Origin of the sequence: Paraburkholderia sp. CNPSo 3076 (assembly GCF_026343935.1) — a bacterium.
GTDB classification, from domain to species: domain Bacteria; phylum Pseudomonadota; class Gammaproteobacteria; order Burkholderiales; family Burkholderiaceae; genus Paraburkholderia; species Paraburkholderia nodosa.
On record NZ_JAPMAL010000007.1, the window covers coordinates 26,664 to 45,092 of the forward strand.

An 18,429-nucleotide genomic window follows, 5' to 3' on the forward strand; every position below is an offset into this window, starting at 1 on the left:
GAGGATGGGACGCTGCGGGGAAGGCGCTATTGTACGCGGGTTGCGGGAGCGGCCAGGCGTGCATGCCGCCGGCTCCCCTGGAGCGCGCTCGATGCCCGCATTGGGCCGCCATTTGCCTCGTCCCTGGCGCCTCCTCCGAAAGCGCCGCTGGCGGGCGTTATTGGCTCCGGATCGCCCTCGGGCGTGGAAATCAGGTACGCCGCAGGACCGCGCCAGCAGAAATCCGCCGCCTCAGCCGCCAGCGGCCGCCATCTGCGGACAGGCGGGGCCCGGCGCCGGCTTCGCGCGCGCGCCGGCCTTCGCGCCGTTCGCCGCCACGCTTACGCGCGGCGCGGCCGCGAGCGCGCGCACGCCGCTCGCGATCGACTGCGAGAGCGCCTCGACCGCCTGCCGGTGGCCGATGACGAGCGCGTCGTAGCCGTCGCCCACCTTCTCGTTGAGCACGCTGCGGCAGGTCAGGACCGTTTGCGTGTCGAGCGCGCGCACGCTCCACACGGCGTCGATGAGCGCATGCGAGCCCGGCCACGATTCGAAGCGCTGCACGTTCACGCTCACGCGATACACGGGCACGCCCTCGGGATGCGGCGAGCCGTATACGTCGATGGTGCCGAGCTGCTGCGTGAGGTCGCCTGAGAGCGCCCGGCGGATCTCGTCGCCGGGCATTGAGGACCAGCGCTCCTGCTCGAGTATGCGCACCTGGTTCGCGTCGGTTTGCACGACGAACTGAGCCTTCGCCACCTGCGGCGGCACATCGACCGGCGCCAGCTCGATCAGCCACTGGGCGTTGCCCGCGCTCGGCGCGGCGGCCGTGCGAGCCGGGTCGTCGCTCGGGCTGAGCGTGTAGAACCGGCTGGCGGGCGAACTGCAGCCCGCCAGCGCGGCTGCAATGACCAGCGCGCCGAGCGTGGCAAGGGCGGGGACGCGTCGGAACGTCATGGCTTGTCTCCAGATTTGCCGCGCAGCAGCGATTCGGGATGGCGCTCCAGATAATCGGAGAGCGCGTTGAGCGATTGCAGCGTACGCGTGAGTTCCTGCATCGCCTGGTGCACGTCGGACTGCAGCGGCGAATCCTGCTGCAGCGTGGACTGTGCGGCGCTGAAGGTCTTCTGCGCTTCGTCGAGCGTGCCTTGCAGCTGCGGCAGGATCTGGTCGTTCACCTTGCCGAACAGCTGGTTCGCGTTCTTGAGCGACTCGTTCAGGTTGTTGCCGATCTTGTCGAACGGAATCTGATCGAGCTTCTTCGCAATGTCCGCGACCTGCAGCTGCAGTTCTTCGAGCGAGTTCGGCACCGTGGGCAGCTCGAGCGGGTCGTGGTTGAAATCGACCGCCGCGGGGCCCGCCTTCGGGAAGATGTCGAGCGCGACATAAAGCTGCCCGGTGATCAGGTTGCCGGTGCGCAACTGACCGCGCAGCCCGCGTGCGACGAGCCGCTTGATCAGCTCCTGGCTTTGCGGCGTATGCGGCGCGGGCGCTTCGCCGCGGATGCGGCGCGACAGGCGCAGCGGGTAGAGGTCGATCGTCACGGGCATCGTGAAGTTGTGCTGTTTCGGGTCGTACTCGATGCCGATGTCGGTCACCTGGCCGAGCACGATGCCGCGGAAGTCGACCGGCGCGCCGACCGAAAGGCCGCGCAACGACTGGTTGAAGTACATGACCACGCGTTGCGGCGCGCCGTCCGGCTCGCGCATCGCTTCGCTCTCGTCGGAGGCGAGCGCGAACGTGGCGGTGTCGGGCGCTTGCGGGCCCATGGACTGCCCGGCCGGGGCCTGGAACGCGAGGCCGCCCACGACGATCGTGGCGAGAGACTGTGTGTTGACCTTGATGCCGTTCGAATCGAGCTGCACATTCACGCCGCTCGCGTGCCACCAGCGCGTATTGGTGCCCACGTACTGGTCGAAGGGCGCGCTCACGAATACCTGGACCGTCACGCCGGTGCCGTCCTTGTCGAGCGAATAGCCCGTCACCTGGCCTACCTGGATGCGTCGATAGAAGATCGGCGTGCCGATGTCGAGCGAGCCGAGCGTCGCACTGTGCAGGGTATAGCGATGGCCCTTCTCGTCGATGGTCACGGCAGGCGGCGCTTCCAGCCCGACGAAGTCGCTTTGCGATTCCTGCGAGCGGCCGGCGTCCGCGCCGATATACGAGCCCGAGAGCAGCGTGGTGAGGCCCGAGACGCCGCTTGCGCCCACGCGCGGGCGCACGACCCAGAAGCGGCTGTCCTTCACGGCGAAGCGTTCGGCGTCCTTGGTGAGCTCGACCGTGACGATCACATGCGAAAGGTTGGGCGAGAGCTTGATCGCGCGCACCGAGCCGATGTCCACGTCCTTGTATTTGACCTTGGTCTTGCCGGGCTCGAGCCCTTCGGCGCTCACGAAGCTGATCGTGATGGTCGGGCCGCGCGTGGCGACCGACTTCACGACGAGCGCCACGCCGATCAGCGCCGCGACGATCGGCACGATCCAGACGAGCGAGGGCAGCCAGCGCCGCGGCTTGACGATCTCCGGCTCCGGCAGATTGGGCGGGGTCGGTCCTTTCGGACTATTCATGGGGTTGATCCTGAGAGTGTTGCGCAGGTTTGTGTTTGTCTTCGTCCACCGGATCCCAGATCAAGCGTGGATCGAACTGCATCGAGGCGATCATCGTCAGGATCACGACCGAGCCGAACGCAATCGCGCCGGGGCCCGCCGTGATGACCGCAAGCGACTGGAAGCGTACCAGCGCCACCGTTAGCGTGACAACGAACACGTCGAGCATCGACCAGCGCCCGATGAATTCGACGAGCCGGAACAGCTTCGTGCGTTCCACGGGCCGCCATGTCGAGCCGCGCTGCGAGGTGAACGCGAGCAGCGCGAGCACCGAAAGCTTGAGCATGGGCACGAGAATGCTCGCGATAAAGACGATCACGGCAAGCGGCCAGTCGCCCGAGGTCCAGAAGTAGACCACGCCGCTCATGATGGTGTCGTCCTCGTCGCCGACGAGCGATGCCGTATGCATGACAGGCAGCAGGTTCGCGGGGATGTAGAGCAGCGCCGCGGCAACGAGGAGCGCCCACGTGCGCATGATGCTGTCCGGGTGGCGCTCGTGCACGGGCGAGCCGCAGCGTGCGCAACGGACGTGGCCATGCGCGCGCACGTGCGGCTGCACGTGCCCGCAGGCGTGGCAGGAGACGTAGCCGGCGTCGGCGGCGGTCTGGTATTTCATCGGGGCCCCTTGGGGAGCGGGCCGCCGCGCGGCGGCGCCGGGTCTTGCGCGCGTGCACCGGGCTCGCGGATTTCGGGCTCGGAGAGCGGGTGGGCCGCAGCCGGTGACGGCGCGGCGGGCGAAGGCGGCGCGTGCGGTCCGCCCGGGCCGGCGTCACCCGCGAGACCGCCCGGACCCGCGCCGCCCTCGCGCGCCGCACGTGCGGCGTCGCGCAGCCCGTCGGCGATGTCCCAGAGCGTGCGCGCATCGAACGTGACGACCACGGTGAACATCAGCGTGAGCGCGCCGAAGGCGAAGAGCGCGGTTTCGGGAATCACGCGCGCGAGGCTCACCATTTTCACGATGGTGATGAGCACGCCCAGCATGAAGACCTCGAGCATGCCCCAGGGCCGCACGAACTGGATGGCGCGCAGCACGTAATTGAAGCCCGGTGGAATGAAGCCGCGCCGCACCGGCAGTAGGACGTAGAGCAGCGCCACCATCTCCGTGAGCGGAAAGAGGATGGTTGCGCAGAAGACGATCACCGCGATGATCTCCATGTCCTCGTGCCACAGCACCACGAGGGCGCCGAACAGGCTCGACTCCGTAGTGATACCGTTCGCATCGAGCTCGATGATCGGGAACGACTGGGCGATGATGAAGGTGACGAGCGCCGCGACCGTGATGGCGCAGATGCGGTCGAGCCGGGACGCGGCGCTGCTGTAGAGCGTGGCGCCGCAGCGCGAGCAACGCGCTGTCTGGCGGCCGAGCAGCCGCGGTCTGCGGTAGAGCGCGTCGCAATCGTGACACGCGATCAGTTTGTCCTGGGCCATGCGGGCAGGTGACGCAAAACGACGTGAACGAGGGACGCGCTACGGCGGCACACAGTCTGGAAGGTGCCGACAGCGCTTCGCGCCATGTTACCAAACGCGCCCGGCGGCGTGCCGCAACGAGCCGCGGACCCCCGACGGGGTGGCTGCCGGGGCTGCTGCGGGGTCAAGCGCGGGGTAAGCCGCAGGTTAGCCGGTCACGCGGCGCTCGCATGGGCGGCGAACGGGCTGCGAGTGTGCCACGTTTGCGCCGTGAGCGTGCGCGAGCGCGAGCGGGGACCCGGCCCTTATCTGTAGATGTTTGCTGTCACCCAATCTGGATTATCTTTCGGGCATGGAGCATGCATGGCTGCGCAAGGTGGCCGCTGCCCATCCACGAAGCCAATGACTACGCAATCAAAGCGAGACGATCATGGAAGCCTTGTCGAGGTGGATTCGTTCTTATCGGTGGCGCCCGGCGGTCGGGGCCGCGGCCGTGTGGGCCGGCGCCGCCGCGGCGCTGCTCGCGGGCGGTGCCGTCCATGCGCAGCTCGACGCGGCGAAGAGCACGATCGTCGCCGTCTCGCGCCAGATGAACGTGCCGGTCCAGGGCAGCTTCACGAAGTTCGACGCGCAGATCACCTTCGATCCGGCCAAACCCGCGAGCGGCAGCGCGAAGATCACGGTCGACACGGCGAGCTATGATCTCGGAGACCCGACCTACAACGATTCGGTGCACGGGCCCGAATGGTTCGACGCGAAGACGTTCCCGCAGGCAACGTTCGTCTCGACGGGCATCGCGCCGACCGGAACGAACCAGTACAGCGTGAGCGGCAAACTGACGATCAAGGGGCATACGCAGAACGTGGCCGTGCCCGTCGTGCTCACGCAGGAGGGCGCAACACAGACCTTCGACGGCACGCTGCCGATTCACCGGCTCGCCTTCGACATCGGCACCGGCGAGTGGAAGGACACGTCGATCGTCGCCGACGCAGTGCTCATCAAATTTCATATCGTCGTCGCGCACAAGTAGATCGACGACTCCGAGGAGGCGCTTTTGAACAAGCTCGTATGGATGGCCGCAGGGGGCGCCGTGTCGCTCGCCGCCCTGGCGACGCAAGCCGCGCACGCCGCTGATACTTACCAGCTCGATCCGAACCACACGTTTCCGAGCTTCGAGTCCGACCACTTCGGCGGTCTATCCACGTGGCGCGGCAAGTTCACGAAGACGACGGGCACGGTCACGCTGGACCGCGCGGCGAAGACGGGCACCGTGGACGTGACGATCGATCCGGCGTCGATCCAGACCGGCAATCCGCAGCTCGACCAGCACCTCGTGGGCGACGACTTTCTCGATGTCGCGAAGTACCCCACGGCCACCTACAAGGGCACGCGCATCGTCTTCAATGGAGACACACCCAGGGAGGTGATCGGCGATTTCACGCTGCACGGCGTGACGCGGCCGCTCAAGCTCGAGATCGAGTCGTTCAAGTGCATGCAGCACCCGGTGCTCAAACGCGAGGTGTGCGGCGTGGAGGCCGAGGCCGCATTCAACCGCGACGACTTCGGCATGGACTCGGGCAAGAAGTACGGCTTCAAGATGAAGACCACGCTGCATATCCAGGCCGAAGGGATCAAGCAGTAGGGAAGGGCGGCAGCGCGGCGAAGGCCGTTGCGTAGGCACGAAAAAAAAGCCGGTTCGCGAGAACCGGCTTTTTTGCTGGTGCGCCGCTTAAACCTGCGCGCCCGCGTTCGGATCGTTCGGATCGATCTTTTCCTTCTTGTCCTTGATGAGGTCTTCGCGCTTCACGCCGAGCCACATGGCGAGCGCCGCCGCGACGAACACCGACGAGTAGATGCCGAAGAGAATACCCACCGTCAGCGCCAGCGCGAAGTAGTGCAGCGTCGGGCCGCCGAAGAAGAACATCGAGAGCACCATCATCTGCGTACAGCCGTGCGTGATGATGGTTCGCGACATCGTGCTGGTAATGGCGTGGTTGATGACTTCGGTCACGCTCATCTTGCGCTCGCGCCGGAAGGTCTCGCGAATCCGGTCGAAGATAACGACCGATTCGTTCACCGAGTAGCCGAGCACGGCGAGCACCGCCGCGAGCACCGAGAGCGAGAACTCCCACTGGAAGAACGCGAAGAAGCCCAGAATGATCACGATGTCGTGCAGGTTCGCGATCACGCCGGCCACGGCGTACTTCCATTCGAAGCGGAACGACAGGTAGATGACGATGCCCGCCACCACGCAGGCGAGCGCGAGCAGGCCGTCTGTTGCGAGTTCCTTGCCGACCTGCGGGCCGACGAACTCCACGCGCTGCAATTGCACCTGCGGCTCGGCCGCCTTGAGCGTGGACATCACCTGGTCGCTCTGCTGCGCGGAGCTCAGGCCCTGCTTGAGCGGCAGGCGGATCAGCACGTCGCGCGAGGTGCCGAAGTTCTGCACCTGGGCGTCGCCGTAGCCGATCTTCGTGAGCGAGTCGCGCAGCGGCTCGAGCGGGACCGCCTGCGGATACTGCACTTCGATGACCGTGCCGCCCGTGAATTCGATCGACAGGTGCAGGCCGCGGTGGAAGAGGAAAAACACCGCCGCGATGAAGGTCAGGAGCGAGATCGCGTTGAAGATCAACGCGTGCTTCATGAACGGGATGTCTTTGCGGATGCGGAAAAATTCCATGGTCTTGACTCCGTATCAGCGGGACGAGCCGGTGTTGTTGCCAGAGCCGCCGGTGCCGCCCTGGGCATCGCGGCGGCGCACGACCGGTTTGGCGCGCGCAGCACCTTTGGCGCCGGCCTTGACCGGCTCACGCTTCGTGGCAGTCGCGGCAACCGCGCGGCCCGTGTCGGTGCCAGCATCGGCACCGGCGAGCGCGGGCGTGCCTTCATCCGGTTCCGGACGCCACACCTGACCCACCGCGAGCGACTTGAGCTTCTTCTTGCCGCCGTACCAGAGGTTCACGAGACCGCGCGAGAAGAACACGGCCGAGAACATCGACGTGAGAATGCCGATACAGTGCACGATTGCAAAGCCGCGCACCGGGCCCGAGCCGAACGCGAGCAGCGCGAGACCGGCGATGAGCGTGGTCACGTTCGAGTCGAGAATCGTCGCCCAGGCGTGTGCGTAGCCGTTCTGGATGGCCAGCTGCGGCGGCGCGCCGCGGCGCAGTTCTTCGCGCACGCGCTCGTTGATCAGCACGTTCGCGTCGATCGCCATACCTAGCGCCAGCGCAATCGCCGCGATACCCGGCAGCGTGAGCGTGGCCTGCAGCATGGAGAGCACGGCCACGAGCAGCAGCAGGTTCACCGAAAGGCCGATCATGGAGATCGCGCCGAACAGCATGTAGTAGGCGATCATGAACACGGCGATGGCGGCGAAGCCGTAGATCACCGAGTCGAAGCCCTTGCGGATGTTGTCCGCGCCAAGGCTCGGGCCAACCGTGCGTTCCTCGATGATGTCCATCGGCGCGGCGAGCGACCCTGCGCGCAGCAGCAGCGCGAGGTCGGCGGCGGCCTGCGGCGTCGGCTGGCCCGTGATCTGGAAGCGGTCGCCCAGTTCCGACTGGATGGTCGCCACCGTCAGCACTTCGCCCTTGCCCTTTTCGAACAGCACCATCGCCATCGGCTTGCCGATGTTGTCGCGCGAGACGGCGCGCACCGCGCGGCCGCCCGCCGAGTCGAGGCGGATATTGACCGACGGACGCTGATGCTCGTCGAAGCCCGCCGACGCGTCGATGATGCGGTCGCCGGTGAAGATCACCTGCTTGCGCAGCAGCACCGGCGCGGCATTGCCTTGCGTGAAGAGCTCGTCGCCCGGGGGCACCGGCGCGTTCACGTCCGGATGCAGGCCCATCGGGTCCGCGAGGCGCGCTTCGAGCGTCGCCGTGCGGCCGATGATGTCCTTCGCCTTGGCGGTGTCCTGCACGCCCGGCAGCTCGACCACGATACGGTCGTCGCCTTGCTGCTGGATCACGGGCTCGGCCACGCCAAGCTCGTTCACGCGGTTGTGCAGCGTCTGGATGTTCTGCTTGAGCGCGGCTTGCTGAACCGCCGTCTTCACGGCCGGCGTGAACGTGCCGACGAGCTGCACGCCGCCTTCGGGGTTGTTCTGCGAGGCCCACTGCAGTTCGGTGATGCCGCCCGAACCCGCGAGGACCTTGCGTGCCTGATCGGCCGTATCGGCGTCGGCGAAATTGGCGACCACCGACTGATTCACGCGGTTCACGCCGCCGTCGCGGATGTTCTTTTCGCGCAGGAGCGTGCGTACGTCCGAAGTGTCGGAGTCGAGCTTCTTGTTGAGCGCGCCGTTCATGTCGACCTGGAGCAGGAAGTGCACGCCGCCGCGCAGGTCGAGGCCGAGGTACATCGGCAGCGCGTGCAGCGACGTGAGCCAGCGCGGCGAGGCGCTCTGCAGGTTCAGGGCGACGATGTACTGCGGGTCGTTCAGGTCGGCGTTCAGCGCCTTGTTGAGCGCGTCTTTCAGGCGCAGCTGCGTGTCCGTGTCGGCGACGCGCACGCGGATATTCGCGTTCATCGACGAGTTGTCGAACGTGACCTCGGTCGCACGGATATTGTTCGCGGCGACCGCGGCCTCGACCTGGGCAAGCGTGCCCGAGTCGAGCTTGACGGTGGCTTTACCGCTCGACACCTGGACCGCGGGCGCTTCGCCGAAGAAATTGGGCAATGTGTACGCGAAGCCGATGACGAGCGCCACCAGCATCACGACATATTTCCAGAGGGGATAACGGTTCATTGGTTGACCCAACGGGGGAGGGGGATGGCCTTAAGCGCTGCGTGCGCGTCCGGCGTTGCCTTCGGGGCGTACCTGCATTGACGTTTGCTGGTCAGTGGCTGCGAGGGCGGGCCGGGCGCGCGAGGCCGTTGGTTCGGAGGCAACGGCCTCGGTGATTCCGTGAAGCTTTACAGCGACTTGATCGTGCCCTTCGGCAGGATGGTCGAGACCGACGACTTCTGCACGGTGATTTCCGTGCCATCAGCGATTTCGACGCCCACGTAGGCTTCGCTGACCTTGGTCACCTTGCCGACGATGCCGCCGCTCGTGATCACTTCGTCGCCCTTGGCCATGGCCGAGAGCATGTTGCGATGTTCCTTCTGGCGCTTCATCTGCGGACGGATCATGATGAAGTACAGCACGGCGAACATCAGAATGAGCGGCAGGAAGCTCATGAGGCTCGATTCGGCACCACCTGCTGCACTGCCTTGCGCGAAGGCATTGGAAATGAACGACACGTTGGTCTCTCCGTTTTTTACGATCAAAAAGCGAGCCGGTTATTCTACCACCGGCATTCATCGCGACGATGACGCAACATTGGCTTTGCGATCAAGTGCTTATCCCGGATCCCGCCCCGACGCGACACGCGTTCGTGTGAAAACCGGGGCGGCTCGGGCAGACCGCATGCCTTGCCCGCGTCATTGTTGCGAAAGGTAATTGTAATGTTTCGCGGCCGGCACGTGACGCGCCGTCGTGAGACGCCCTCTCAGTCCACGCCGCGTGCGCGCTGCCCGGCGAAGCGCTGGCGGAACGCCGCGAACGTCTTCGTCTCGATTGCCGCGCGCATCTCGCTCATCAGCTCCAGGTAGTAGTGCAGATTATGGATCGTGTTGAGCTGCGCGCCGAGGATCTCGCCCACGCGGTGCAGGTGGTGCAGATAGCCGCGCGTGAAGTTGCGGCAGGTGTAGCAGCCGCATTGTTCGTCGAGCGGGCGCAGCGAGTTGCGGTGCACGGCATTGCGGATCTTGATGTCGCCAAAGCGCGTGAAGATCCAGCCGTTGCGCGCGTTGCGCGTGGGCATCACGCAGTCGAACATGTCGACGCCCGAGGCCACGCCCGCCACCAGGTCTTCCGGCGTGCCCACGCCCATCAGGTAGTGCGGCTTGTCGGCCGGCAGCTTCGGCGCGATGTGCTCCAGCACGCGCATCATGTCTTCCTTCGGTTCACCCACCGAAAGACCGCCGATCGCGTAGCCGTGGAACGGCATCTGCGAGAGGCCGGCGAGCGATTCGTCGCGCAGGTCCTCGAACATGCCGCCTTGCACGATGCCGAACAGCGCATTCGGGTTGCCGAGGCGGTTGAACTCGTCGATCGAGCGCTGCGCCCAGCGCATCGACATGCGCATCGAATCCGCGGCTTCCTTGTGCGTGGTGGGCACGCCGTTGGTCGCATAGGGCGTGCACTCGTCGAATTGCATGACGATGTCCGAGTTCAGCACCTTCTGGATCTGCATCGACACTTCGGGCGAGAGGAACAGCTTGTCGCCGTTCACGGGCGAGGCGAAGCGCACGCCGTCTTCCGAGATCTTGCGCAGATCGCCGAGCGAGAACACCTGGAAGCCGCCCGAATCCGTGAGGATCGGCCGGTTCCAGCCCATAAAGCGATGCAGGCCGCCGTGCGCCTCGATCGTTTCCAGGCCCGGGCGCAGCCAGAGGTGGAAGGTGTTGCCGAGGATGATCTGCGCCTTCATCTCCTCGAGCTCGCGCGGCTGCGTGGCCTTCACGGTGCCGTAGGTGCCCACGGGCATGAAGATCGGCGTTTCGACCACACCGTGATTGAGCGTGACGCGGCCACGGCGGGCGAGGCCGTCGGTGCCGAGCAGTTCGAACGTGAGGCCGTTCTGGGGGCGTTTGCCCAGGTATGCGCCGTGTTCGGCGCGTGCGTTGTTTTGATGACCGTCGGTCATGCGGTTGACTCCTGTGCAACCGGAGAACAGTCCGGCGCAAATGGTGAAACGCCGCCGCGCGGCTTTCGTGTCGCGCGACGGCTTGGGGAACTTGCGTATTACTTGTTCAGCGCGTCGTCAGTGCGAGTCAAAAGCATCGCGTCGCCGTAACTGAAGAAGCGATACCGCTCGGCAATCGCGTGACGGTACGCCGCGCGTATCGTTTCGATGCCCGCGAACGCCGAAACGAGCATCAGCAGCGTGGATTTCGGCAGGTGGAAATTGGTGACGAGGCGATCGACAACGCGGAATTGATAGCCCGGAGTGATGAAAATATCCGTCTCGGCCTGCGTGGGCGCGAGCGTGCGGTTCTCGTTCGCGGCGTCGCGCGCAGCGGCTTCGAGCGCGCGCATCGAGGTCGTGCCCACCGCGATCACCCGGCCGCCGCGTGCACGCGTGGCCGCGATCTTGTCGACGAGCGATTGCGGCAGTTCGTACCACTCGCTATGCATCTTGTGCTCGGCGATGTTCTCCACGCGCACCGGCTGGAACGTGCCCGCGCCCACGTGCAGCGTGAGCGTGGCGCGCGCGACGCCTTGCGCGTCGAGTTGCGCGAGCAGGGCGTCGTCGAAGTGCAGGCCCGCAGTGGGCGCGGCCACCGCGCCCGGATTCTGCGCGAACACCGTTTGATAGCGCGTTTCGTCGCTCGCGTCGGCGTCGTGCGTGATGTAGGGCGGCAGCGGCAGACGGCCGTGCTGCTCGATCAGCGTGAGGCAGTCGTCGGGAAAGTGCAGCGTGTAGAACTGATCGACGCGCTCGCCCACCGTCACGTCGAACGCATCGGCGAGGCGCAGCACCGTGCCGGGCCCCGGGCTCTTGCTCGCGCGGATCTGCGCGAGCGCCGTGCGCGCGCCGGTCAGGCGCTCCACGAGCACCTCGATCTTGCCGCCGCTGGCCTTCTGGCCGAAGAAACGCGCCTTCAGCACCTTGGTATCGTTGAAGACCAGCAAGTCGCCCGGCGCGATGCACGCGGGCAGGTCGGAAAAGCGTCGGTCGGTGAAACGCGCGGGTTGTGTCGTGTTATCGACCTCGAGCAGACGGCTCGCGCTGCGCTCGGGCAGGGCGGTCTGCGCAATCAGTTCCTCGGGGAGGTCGAAATCGAAATCGGAAAGCTTGAACATGCGGCCTGAAGTAACGGAAATGCGCCGGAGGCCCGGCGCGCGGCGGCTTTGCGAAGCCGAACCGTCAAGCGGTTGCGCCCCAAAAAGCGGCTGCAATGGCTGTTCGTGCGTGACGAACCACCCAGTTGCATAGGACCGGTTAAGGGCTAAAGCCCTAACTCCGGATCGACACGGCTATGATTGCGGGACGTGCGCGATAGCGATGCGCGCGGCGTGCCCGATGGCAGAAGCCGTCGCGCTGCACGCGCCGCGCCATGCCGGAAAGCCGATATTGTACTTGCGAAGCTGCCCATGCCCCCATCCGTTAGCCGATTGATGTCCGAACCCGATTCCGCGAGCGAGGCGCCCGATGACGCGCGCACGCCCGAGGACGGCGCGCGCAAGCGGCAAGCGGAGGCGACGCAAGGGGCCGCACCGCCCGCGCGCAAACGCGCCGCGAAGAAGTCTGCTGACCCGGCCGCAGAAGAAGCCTTGGAAAAATCCGCGGCCAAAGACAAGCCCAAGCTCACCAAAACCGCCGACCGCCTCGCCAAACTCGGTCTGCGCAGCGACATCGATCTCGTGTTGCATCTGCCAATGCGCTACGAGGACGAAACCACGCTCACGCCCATCGGCGAACTGCTGCCGGGCGGCATCGCGCAAACCGAAGGCGTGGTGTTCGACAACGAGATCGCCTACCGTCCGCGCCGCCAGCTCCTCGTGAAGCTCGAGGACCACAACGGCGACCAGCTTCATCTGCGCTTCCTGAACTTCTACGGCTCGCAGGTCACGCAGATGGCGATCGGCAAGCGCCTGCGCGTGCGCGGCGACGTACGCGGCGGCTTCTTCGGCATGGAGATGGTGCATCCGGCTGTGAAGGTCGTGGAGGGCGACGCGCCGCTGCCGCAGGCGCTCACGCCGGTGTATCCGTCCACGGCGGGCGTGAGCCAGGCGTATCTGCGCAAGGCGATCGACAACGCGCTTTCGCGTGCGCATCTGCCCGAACTGCTGCCCGATGCGGTCGCGCACGAGTTCATGGAGCCGCTGAATCTCCCGCCGTTGATGGACGCCGTGAAGACGCTGCACCACCCGCCCGTGAACGCCGACGAGCATGAGCTGATCGACGGCACGCATCCCGCATGGACGCGCATCAAGTTCGAGGAACTGCTCGCGCAGCAACTGTCGCTCAAGCGCGCGCACGAAGAGCGCCGCACGCGCGCCGCGCCCGCGATGGCGCGTCACGTCGCGGGGCGCAAGAGCGAGGAGACGCTGCTCGCGCGTCTGCGCGGCGCGCTGCCGTTCACGCTTACCGGCGCGCAGGAGCGCGTGGTGGCGGAGATCGCGCACGATCTCGAACAGCCGCACCCCATGCAGCGTCTGCTGCAAGGCGACGTGGGCAGCGGCAAGACCGTGGTCGCGGCGCTCGCGGCTGCGCAGGCGATCGACGCGGGCTACCAGGCCGCGCTCATGGCGCCCACCGAAATCCTCGCGGAACAGCACGCGCGCAAGCTGCGCGGCTGGCTCGAACCGCTCGGCGTGCAGGTGGCGTGGCTCGCGGGCAGTCTCAAGGCAAAGGAAAAGCGCGCGGCGCTCGAAGCCGCGGCGCTCGGCACGGCGCAACTCGTGATCGGCACGCACGCGATCATTCAGGAGGCCGTGGAATTCGCGCGGCTCGGCCTCGTGATCGTCGACGAGCAGCATCGCTTCGGCGTCGAGCAGCGGCTCGCGCTGCGCGCCAAGGCGCAGAACGCGAAGGCGCCTGGCGAGACGCATCGCGAGTTCCAGCCGCATCAACTGATGATGTCGGCCACGCCGATTCCGCGCACGCTCGCCATGACCTACTACGCGGACCTCGACGTCTCCACCATCGACGAGCTGCCGCCCGGCCGCACGCCGATCCTCACGAAGCTCATTGCCGACGCGCGCCGCGAGGAAGTGATCGCGCGCGTACGCGCGGCGGCGCTCACGGGTCGTCAGGTGTACTGGGTATGTCCGCTTATCGAGGAGAGCGAGACGTTGCAGCTGCAAACGGCCGTCGAGACTTACGAAACACTCGTGGCCGCGCTGCCGGAACTGACCGTGGGCCTCGTGCACGGCCGCCTGGCTTCCACGGACAAGGCCGCCGTCATGGATGCGTTTTCACGCAATGAAGTGCAGCTGCTCGTGGCGACGACGGTCATCGAAGTGGGCGTGGACGTGCCCAATGCCTCGCTGATGGTGATCGAGCATGCCGAGCGCTTCGGCCTCGCGCAATTGCACCAGTTGCGCGGGCGCGTGGGGCGGGGCAGCGCCGCTTCGGTGTGCGTGCTGCTCTATACCGGGCCGTTGTCGCTCACGGGCCGCGCACGCCTGCAAACCATGCGCGAGACCACCGACGGCTTCGAGATCGCGCGCAAGGACCTCGAAATCCGCGGCCCCGGCGAATTCCTGGGCGCGCGTCAATCTGGCGCGGCGATGCTGCGCTTCGCGAACCTCGAGACCGACGCCTGGCTCATCGAGCCCGCGCGCGGCGCAGCCGATCGTCTGCTGCACGAGTTTCCGCTCGTCGTCACGCAGCACCTCAACCGTTGGCTCGGCGCCCGCGAGCAATACCTCAAAGCGTAAATAGTCCATTGCGCGGAACCTGCGCGCGCCCGCGCCGTCTGACCCTTTTGCGCTGATCACGCCCCGCATAGGGGTGTTGATTATTGGCGAATCTCCGCCATAGGTGTATAACTACAAGCTATTGATTCACCTTTTTTGATTGGTCCCCGAATGACGCTCACTGAATTGAAATACATTGTCGCGGTAGCTCGAGAGCGCCACTTCGGACGGGCCGCGGAAGCCTGCTTCGTGAGCCAGCCGACCCTTTCGGTCGCCATCAAGAAGCTCGAAGACGAACTGAACGTGCAGATCTTCGAGCGCGGCACGAGCGAGGTGAGCGTGACGCCCATCGGCGAGCAGATCGTCACGCAAGCGCAGCGTGTGCTCGAACAGACGCTCGCGATCAAGGAAATCGCCAAGCAGGGTAAGGACCCGCTCGTCGGGCCGCTGCGCCTGGGCGTGATCTACACGATCGGGCCCTATCTCCTGCCCACGCTTGTCAAGCAGATGATCAAGCGTGTGCCGCAAATGCCGCTCATGCTGCAGGAGAACTACACGCTCAAGCTCATCGAGCTGCTCAAGCAGGGCGAGATCGACGTGGCGATCATGGCGCTGCCGTTCCCCGAAACCGGCCTCACGCTGCGGCCCCTCTACGACGAACCGTTCGTCGTGGCGCTGCCGTCGGGCCATGCGTGGGAACAGCGCCCGAAGATCGACCCGGACGACCTCAAGCAGGAAACCATGCTGCTGCTCGGTAGCGGTCATTGCTTCCGCGACCACGTGCTGGGCGTGTGCCCGGAACTGATGCGCTTCTCGCAAAACGCCGACGGCATCCAGAAGACGTTCGAAGGCTCGTCGCTGGAGACCATTCGTCATATGGTCGCGAGCGGCGTAGGCATTACCGTGCTGCCGCGCATGTCGGTGACCGAGGTGAAGCCGCACGCGGGCGGCGTCGATTCCGGGCTGCTTTCCTACGTGCCGTTCGACGAACCCGTGCCGGACCGCCGCGTGGTGCTCGCGTGGCGCAAGAGCTTCACGCGCATGCCTGCGATCGAGGCGGTCGTCGACGCCATTCACGCCTGCGAGCTGCCCGGCGTGAGGAAGATCGAGGCGCCTGCCGAGGCGGCCTGACGTACATCGCGCCGTGCGCTGTTGGGCTGCGCGGCGCGTTTCCCTCTCCAGCGCGGCATTCGCCCGCGCCGCCATTCCCCAGCCTTGCGTTTCTTGCGACCCCAATAACCTGCGCCTATTCGATAGATTAGATAAATCAAATTACATATATCGATAGTCGTTGATAGAGTTTCCTCTAACCGATCCCAACCGGAAACCCTGGAGGAAGCGATGCAAACCACCCACCCGAACACTCCCAGCACCTCGGCACGCGCCCATTCTGGCCTGCGCACCGTGTGGTTCTCGCTGCTCGTTGACCGCGCGCTGTCCGCCTGACGGCCTCGCGCTGTCCCGGCGCAAATTTCACCGAATTCCAGACACACACGCACGCAAGGAAGGATTCCAGCATGACCGACCGTACTCTCACCTCGGCAGCCGGCGCACCCGTCGTCGATAACCAGAACTCGCTCACCGCCGGTCCGCGCGGCCCCGTGATGCTGCAGGACGTGTGGCTGCTCGAAAAGCTCGCGCACTTCGACCGCGAAGTGATTCCCGAGCGCCGCGTGCACGCGAAGGGCTCGGGCGCTTTCGGCACGCTCAAGGTCACGCACGACATCTCGCGCTACACGAAGGCAAAGGTGTTCGGCGAAGTCGGCAAGGAAACGCCGCTCTTCATCCGCTTCTCGACCGTGGCGGGCGAGCGCGGCGCGGCCGACGCCGAGCGCGACGTGCGCGGCTTCTCGATCAAGTTCTACACGGAAGAGGGCAACTGGGACATCGTCGGCAACAACACGCCGGTGTTCTTCATTCGCGATCCGCTCAAGTTCCCGGACTTCATCCACACGCAAAAGCGCGATCCGCGCACCAACATGCGCAACAACGTGGCCGCGTGGGACTTCTGGTCGCGTCATCCGGAGTCGCTGCATCAGGTGACGATCCTCATGAGCGATCGCGGCATTCCGAAGAACTATCGCCAGCAGCACGGTTTCGGCTCGCACACGTTCTCGTTCATCAACGCGAACAACGAGCGTTTCTACGTGAAGTTCCACTTCAAGTCGGCGCAGGGCGTGGAGAACTACAGCGACGCCGAAGCGGCGCAGGTGATTGCCCAGGACCGCGAATCGGCGCAGCGCGATCTCTTCAACGAGATCGAGAAGGGCAATTTCCCGAAGTGGCATTTCCGCATTCAGGTGATGCCCGAGGCCGATGCCGCGAAGGTGCCGTACAACCCGTTCGACATCACGAAGGTGTGGCCGCACAAGGACTATCCGCTGATCGACGTCGGCACGATGGAGCTGAACCGCAATCCGCAGAACTATTTCGCCGATGTCGAGCAGGCCGCTTTCACGCCGGCGAACGTGGTGCCGGGCATCGGCTTCTCGCCGGATCGCTTGTTGCAGGGGCGTTTGTTCTCATATGGCGACACGCAGCGCTATCGCCTCGGTGTGAACCATCACCAGATTCCGGTGAACGCGCCGCGCTGCCCGCTCCACTCGTTCCATCGCGACGGCGCAATGCGCACCGACGGCAACCTGGGCGGCAACGTGAACTACGAACCGAGCCGTTTCGGCGACTTCGCGCAGCGTGCGCAGGCCGGCGAGCCGCCGCTCGCGGCCGGCGCGGTCGATCACTACGATCACCGCGAAGACGACGACTACTACAGCCAGCCGGGCGCGCTGTTCCGGTTGTTCGATGCGGGCCAGCGCGAGCGGCTTTTCGCGAACATCGCGCGGCATATCAACGGCGTGCCGGCGGAGATCGTGGAGCGTCAGATCGAGCACTTCCGCCGCGCCGATCCGGTGTATGCGCAAGGCGTGATCGACGCGATCGCGAAGCTGGCGAAGTAAGGACGCGGGCGCGGTTTGTTGTCACAACGCTGGGACAGCGGGCCGCGCCTGAAGCAGGACTTCGAGGAAACACCACAGGAGCACGATCATGACCCGAACGATGACGATGACCCTCAAGACCATGGGACGCGGCGAGGCCGCCACGATGGCGCGCACGCGCGCAGAAGGTACGCAGCTGGTGCGTCGCGTGGTGGGCTTCGCGATCGTGGCGAGCGGTTTCGTAGCGATCGCCACGCAAGCCTTCGCACATCTGGCAGGACACTGAACGAGCCGGGCACGTTGCTGGACAGTAGGGCCGGATGAGCCGGGTTTCTGATATTTCCAGGCTACACTGACGACCGATCGAGCGTTCGCGCGCGGCTGTTGAAATGCGCGCGGCGCAACCGGTTCGTCAAGCACGCGTAGTCTCACTGCTACACAAGGAGTCGTCATGGCCAAAAAAGCAACCGTACAGCACGTGAATATCGGCATCAGCGACAAGGATCGCAAGAAGATCGCGGAGGGTCTCTCGCACCTGCTCGCGGACACCTACACGCTGTATCTGAAGACGCACAACTTCCACTGGAACGTCACGGGGCCGATGTTCAACACGCTCCACCTGATGTTCGAAGGGCAGTACAACGAACTCGCACTGGCCGTGGACGCCATCGCCGAACGTATTCGTGCGCTGGGCGTGCATGCGCCGGGCAGCTACAAGGAATTCGCGAAGCTCTCGTCGATTCCCGAAGCGGACGGCGTGCCGGCCGCGGAAGACATGATCCGCCAGCTGGTGGAAGGCCAGGAAGCCGTGGTGCGCACCGCGCGCGCGATCTTCCCGTCGACGGAAGCGGCCAACGACGAACCGACCGCCGACCTGCTCACGCAACGCATGCAGACGCACGAAAAGACCGCGTGGATGCTGCGCTCGCTGCTGGCTTGATGCCGATACCTGCGCGCTGCACCCGAAGCACGAGCAGCACGATGAAAGGCCCGCTGGATGTCCGGCGGGCCTGTGTCTTTGCGCGGGTGCGGCTCGCGGCGACGGCGCGCTGCCCTGGCCTACAATAGCGGCATCGCTTTT

The 18,429-nt window shown here is 65.6% G+C and carries 16 protein-coding genes; 7 read left to right on the top strand and 9 right to left on the bottom strand.

The features are described from left to right. Window positions 1–231 precede the first annotated feature (231 nt). Genes M3A49_RS09855 through M3A49_RS09870 form a run of 4 tightly spaced genes read right to left on the bottom strand, consistent with a single transcriptional unit; the run spans window position 232 to window position 4,013 of the window. Complete coding sequence (locus M3A49_RS09855; protein ID WP_266228524.1) at window positions 232–936, bottom strand: PqiC family protein; 705 nt, start codon at window positions 934–936, stop codon at window positions 232–234. Then, a complete protein-coding gene (locus M3A49_RS09860; RefSeq protein ID WP_266228525.1) occupies window positions 933–2,546 on the bottom strand; it encodes an intermembrane transport protein PqiB in 1,614 nt (537 codons plus the stop codon). The genes M3A49_RS09855 and M3A49_RS09860 overlap by 4 nt, the downstream gene beginning before the upstream one ends. Further along, entirely contained in the window at window positions 2,539–3,201 is a 663-nt protein-coding gene (locus M3A49_RS09865) for a paraquat-inducible protein A (protein WP_266228526.1), read from the bottom strand. Before M3A49_RS09865 ends, M3A49_RS09860 begins: the two co-directional genes overlap by 8 nt. After that, on the bottom strand, window positions 3,198–4,013 hold the full coding sequence (locus M3A49_RS09870; RefSeq protein WP_266228527.1) for a paraquat-inducible protein A: 816 nt from the start codon (window positions 4,011–4,013) through the stop codon (window positions 3,198–3,200). Before M3A49_RS09870 ends, M3A49_RS09865 begins: the two co-directional genes overlap by 4 nt. A 409-nt stretch (window positions 4,014–4,422) precedes the next feature. Between M3A49_RS09870 and M3A49_RS09875 the strand changes: the two genes are divergently transcribed. Further along, on the top strand, window positions 4,423–5,022 hold the full coding sequence (locus M3A49_RS09875) for a YceI family protein (protein ID WP_266228528.1): 600 nt from the start codon (window positions 4,423–4,425) through the stop codon (window positions 5,020–5,022). A gap of 42 nt (window positions 5,023–5,064) precedes the next feature. Then, window positions 5,065–5,634 (top strand): YceI family protein, encoded by a 570-nt coding sequence (locus M3A49_RS09880; protein ID WP_266228671.1) that lies wholly within the window; start codon window positions 5,065–5,067, stop codon window positions 5,632–5,634. A gap of 87 nt (window positions 5,635–5,721) precedes the next feature. Here the strand turns inward: M3A49_RS09880 and secF are convergent, their stop codons facing one another. The 5 genes from secF to queA all read right to left on the bottom strand — a co-directional run bounded on the left by secF (window position 5,722) and on the right by queA (window position 11,850). Then, window positions 5,722–6,672, bottom strand: coding sequence for a protein translocase subunit SecF (secF, locus tag M3A49_RS09885; protein WP_266228529.1), 951 nt, complete (start codon window positions 6,670–6,672; stop codon window positions 5,722–5,724). A gap of 15 nt (window positions 6,673–6,687) precedes the next feature. Continuing rightward, entirely contained in the window at window positions 6,688–8,745 is a 2,058-nt protein-coding gene (gene secD / locus M3A49_RS09890; protein WP_266228530.1) for a protein translocase subunit SecD, read from the bottom strand. A 167-nt stretch (window positions 8,746–8,912) separates the two neighbouring features. Continuing rightward, window positions 8,913–9,242 carry a preprotein translocase subunit YajC gene (yajC, locus tag M3A49_RS09895; protein ID WP_028201984.1) on the bottom strand — a complete coding sequence of 110 codons (330 nt, stop codon included), beginning with the start codon at window positions 9,240–9,242 and terminating at the stop codon, window positions 8,913–8,915. 248 nt (window positions 9,243–9,490) lie between these two features. Next, window positions 9,491–10,690, bottom strand: coding sequence for a tRNA guanosine(34) transglycosylase Tgt (tgt, locus tag M3A49_RS09900; protein WP_266228531.1), 1,200 nt, complete (start codon window positions 10,688–10,690; stop codon window positions 9,491–9,493). Between the two features lie 98 nt (window positions 10,691–10,788). Continuing rightward, the gene (gene queA, locus M3A49_RS09905; RefSeq protein ID WP_266228532.1) at window positions 10,789–11,850 is read right to left on the bottom strand and encodes a tRNA preQ1(34) S-adenosylmethionine ribosyltransferase-isomerase QueA; all 1,062 of its coding nucleotides are present in this window, start codon (window positions 11,848–11,850) and stop codon (window positions 10,789–10,791) included. A gap of 315 nt (window positions 11,851–12,165) precedes the next feature. On the opposite strand from queA, the gene recG reads away from it, so the two are divergent. From recG to M3A49_RS09930, 5 genes are all read left to right on the top strand, one after another. Next, window positions 12,166–14,433 (top strand): ATP-dependent DNA helicase RecG, encoded by a 2,268-nt coding sequence (recG, locus tag M3A49_RS09910; RefSeq protein WP_323183130.1) that lies wholly within the window; start codon window positions 12,166–12,168, stop codon window positions 14,431–14,433. A 150-nt stretch (window positions 14,434–14,583) separates the two neighbouring features. After that, entirely contained in the window at window positions 14,584–15,543 is a 960-nt protein-coding gene (locus M3A49_RS09915; RefSeq protein ID WP_028201988.1) for a hydrogen peroxide-inducible genes activator, read from the top strand. Window positions 15,544–15,929: 386 nt separating this feature from the next. Beyond that, window positions 15,930–17,369, top strand: a complete 1,440-nt coding sequence (locus M3A49_RS09920; protein ID WP_266228534.1) for a catalase — start codon at window positions 15,930–15,932, stop codon at window positions 17,367–17,369. 88 nt (window positions 17,370–17,457) lie between these two features. After that, a complete protein-coding gene (locus M3A49_RS09925) occupies window positions 17,458–17,634 on the top strand; it encodes a hypothetical protein (protein ID WP_266228535.1) in 177 nt (58 codons plus the stop codon). A gap of 165 nt (window positions 17,635–17,799) precedes the next feature. Further along, complete coding sequence (locus M3A49_RS09930) at window positions 17,800–18,288, top strand: Dps family protein (RefSeq protein WP_266228536.1); 489 nt, start codon at window positions 17,800–17,802, stop codon at window positions 18,286–18,288. Window positions 18,289–18,429: the final 141 nt, after the last annotated feature.

What these genes read in the sequence shown, in the direction of transcription:
- M3A49_RS09855 (WP_266228524.1), bottom strand. Translation starts at nt 936, where the DNA reads ATGACGTTCCGACGCGTCCCCGCCCTTGCCACGCTCGGCGCGCTGGTC.
- M3A49_RS09860 (WP_266228525.1), bottom strand. Translation starts at nt 2,546, where the DNA reads ATGAATAGTCCGAAAGGACCGACCCCGCCCAATCTGCCGGAGCCGGAG.
- M3A49_RS09865 (WP_266228526.1), bottom strand. Translation starts at nt 3,201, where the DNA reads ATGAAATACCAGACCGCCGCCGACGCCGGCTACGTCTCCTGCCACGCC.
- M3A49_RS09870 (WP_266228527.1), bottom strand. Translation starts at nt 4,013, where the DNA reads ATGGCCCAGGACAAACTGATCGCGTGTCACGATTGCGACGCGCTCTAC.
- M3A49_RS09875 (WP_266228528.1), top strand. Translation starts at nt 4,423, where the DNA reads ATGGAAGCCTTGTCGAGGTGGATTCGTTCTTATCGGTGGCGCCCGGCG.
- M3A49_RS09880 (WP_266228671.1), top strand. Translation starts at nt 5,065, where the DNA reads ATGGCCGCAGGGGGCGCCGTGTCGCTCGCCGCCCTGGCGACGCAAGCC.
- secF (WP_266228529.1), bottom strand. Translation starts at nt 6,672, where the DNA reads ATGGAATTTTTCCGCATCCGCAAAGACATCCCGTTCATGAAGCACGCG.
- secD (WP_266228530.1), bottom strand. Translation starts at nt 8,745, where the DNA reads ATGAACCGTTATCCCCTCTGGAAATATGTCGTGATGCTGGTGGCGCTC.
- tgt (WP_266228531.1), bottom strand. Translation starts at nt 10,690, where the DNA reads ATGACCGACGGTCATCAAAACAACGCACGCGCCGAACACGGCGCATAC.
- queA (WP_266228532.1), bottom strand. Translation starts at nt 11,850, where the DNA reads ATGTTCAAGCTTTCCGATTTCGATTTCGACCTCCCCGAGGAACTGATT.
- recG (WP_323183130.1), top strand. Translation starts at nt 12,166, where the DNA reads ATGTCCGAACCCGATTCCGCGAGCGAGGCGCCCGATGACGCGCGCACG.
- M3A49_RS09915 (WP_028201988.1), top strand. Translation starts at nt 14,584, where the DNA reads ATGACGCTCACTGAATTGAAATACATTGTCGCGGTAGCTCGAGAGCGC.
- M3A49_RS09920 (WP_266228534.1), top strand. Translation starts at nt 15,930, where the DNA reads ATGACCGACCGTACTCTCACCTCGGCAGCCGGCGCACCCGTCGTCGAT.
- M3A49_RS09925 (WP_266228535.1), top strand. Translation starts at nt 17,458, where the DNA reads ATGACCCGAACGATGACGATGACCCTCAAGACCATGGGACGCGGCGAG.
- M3A49_RS09930 (WP_266228536.1), top strand. Translation starts at nt 17,800, where the DNA reads ATGGCCAAAAAAGCAACCGTACAGCACGTGAATATCGGCATCAGCGAC.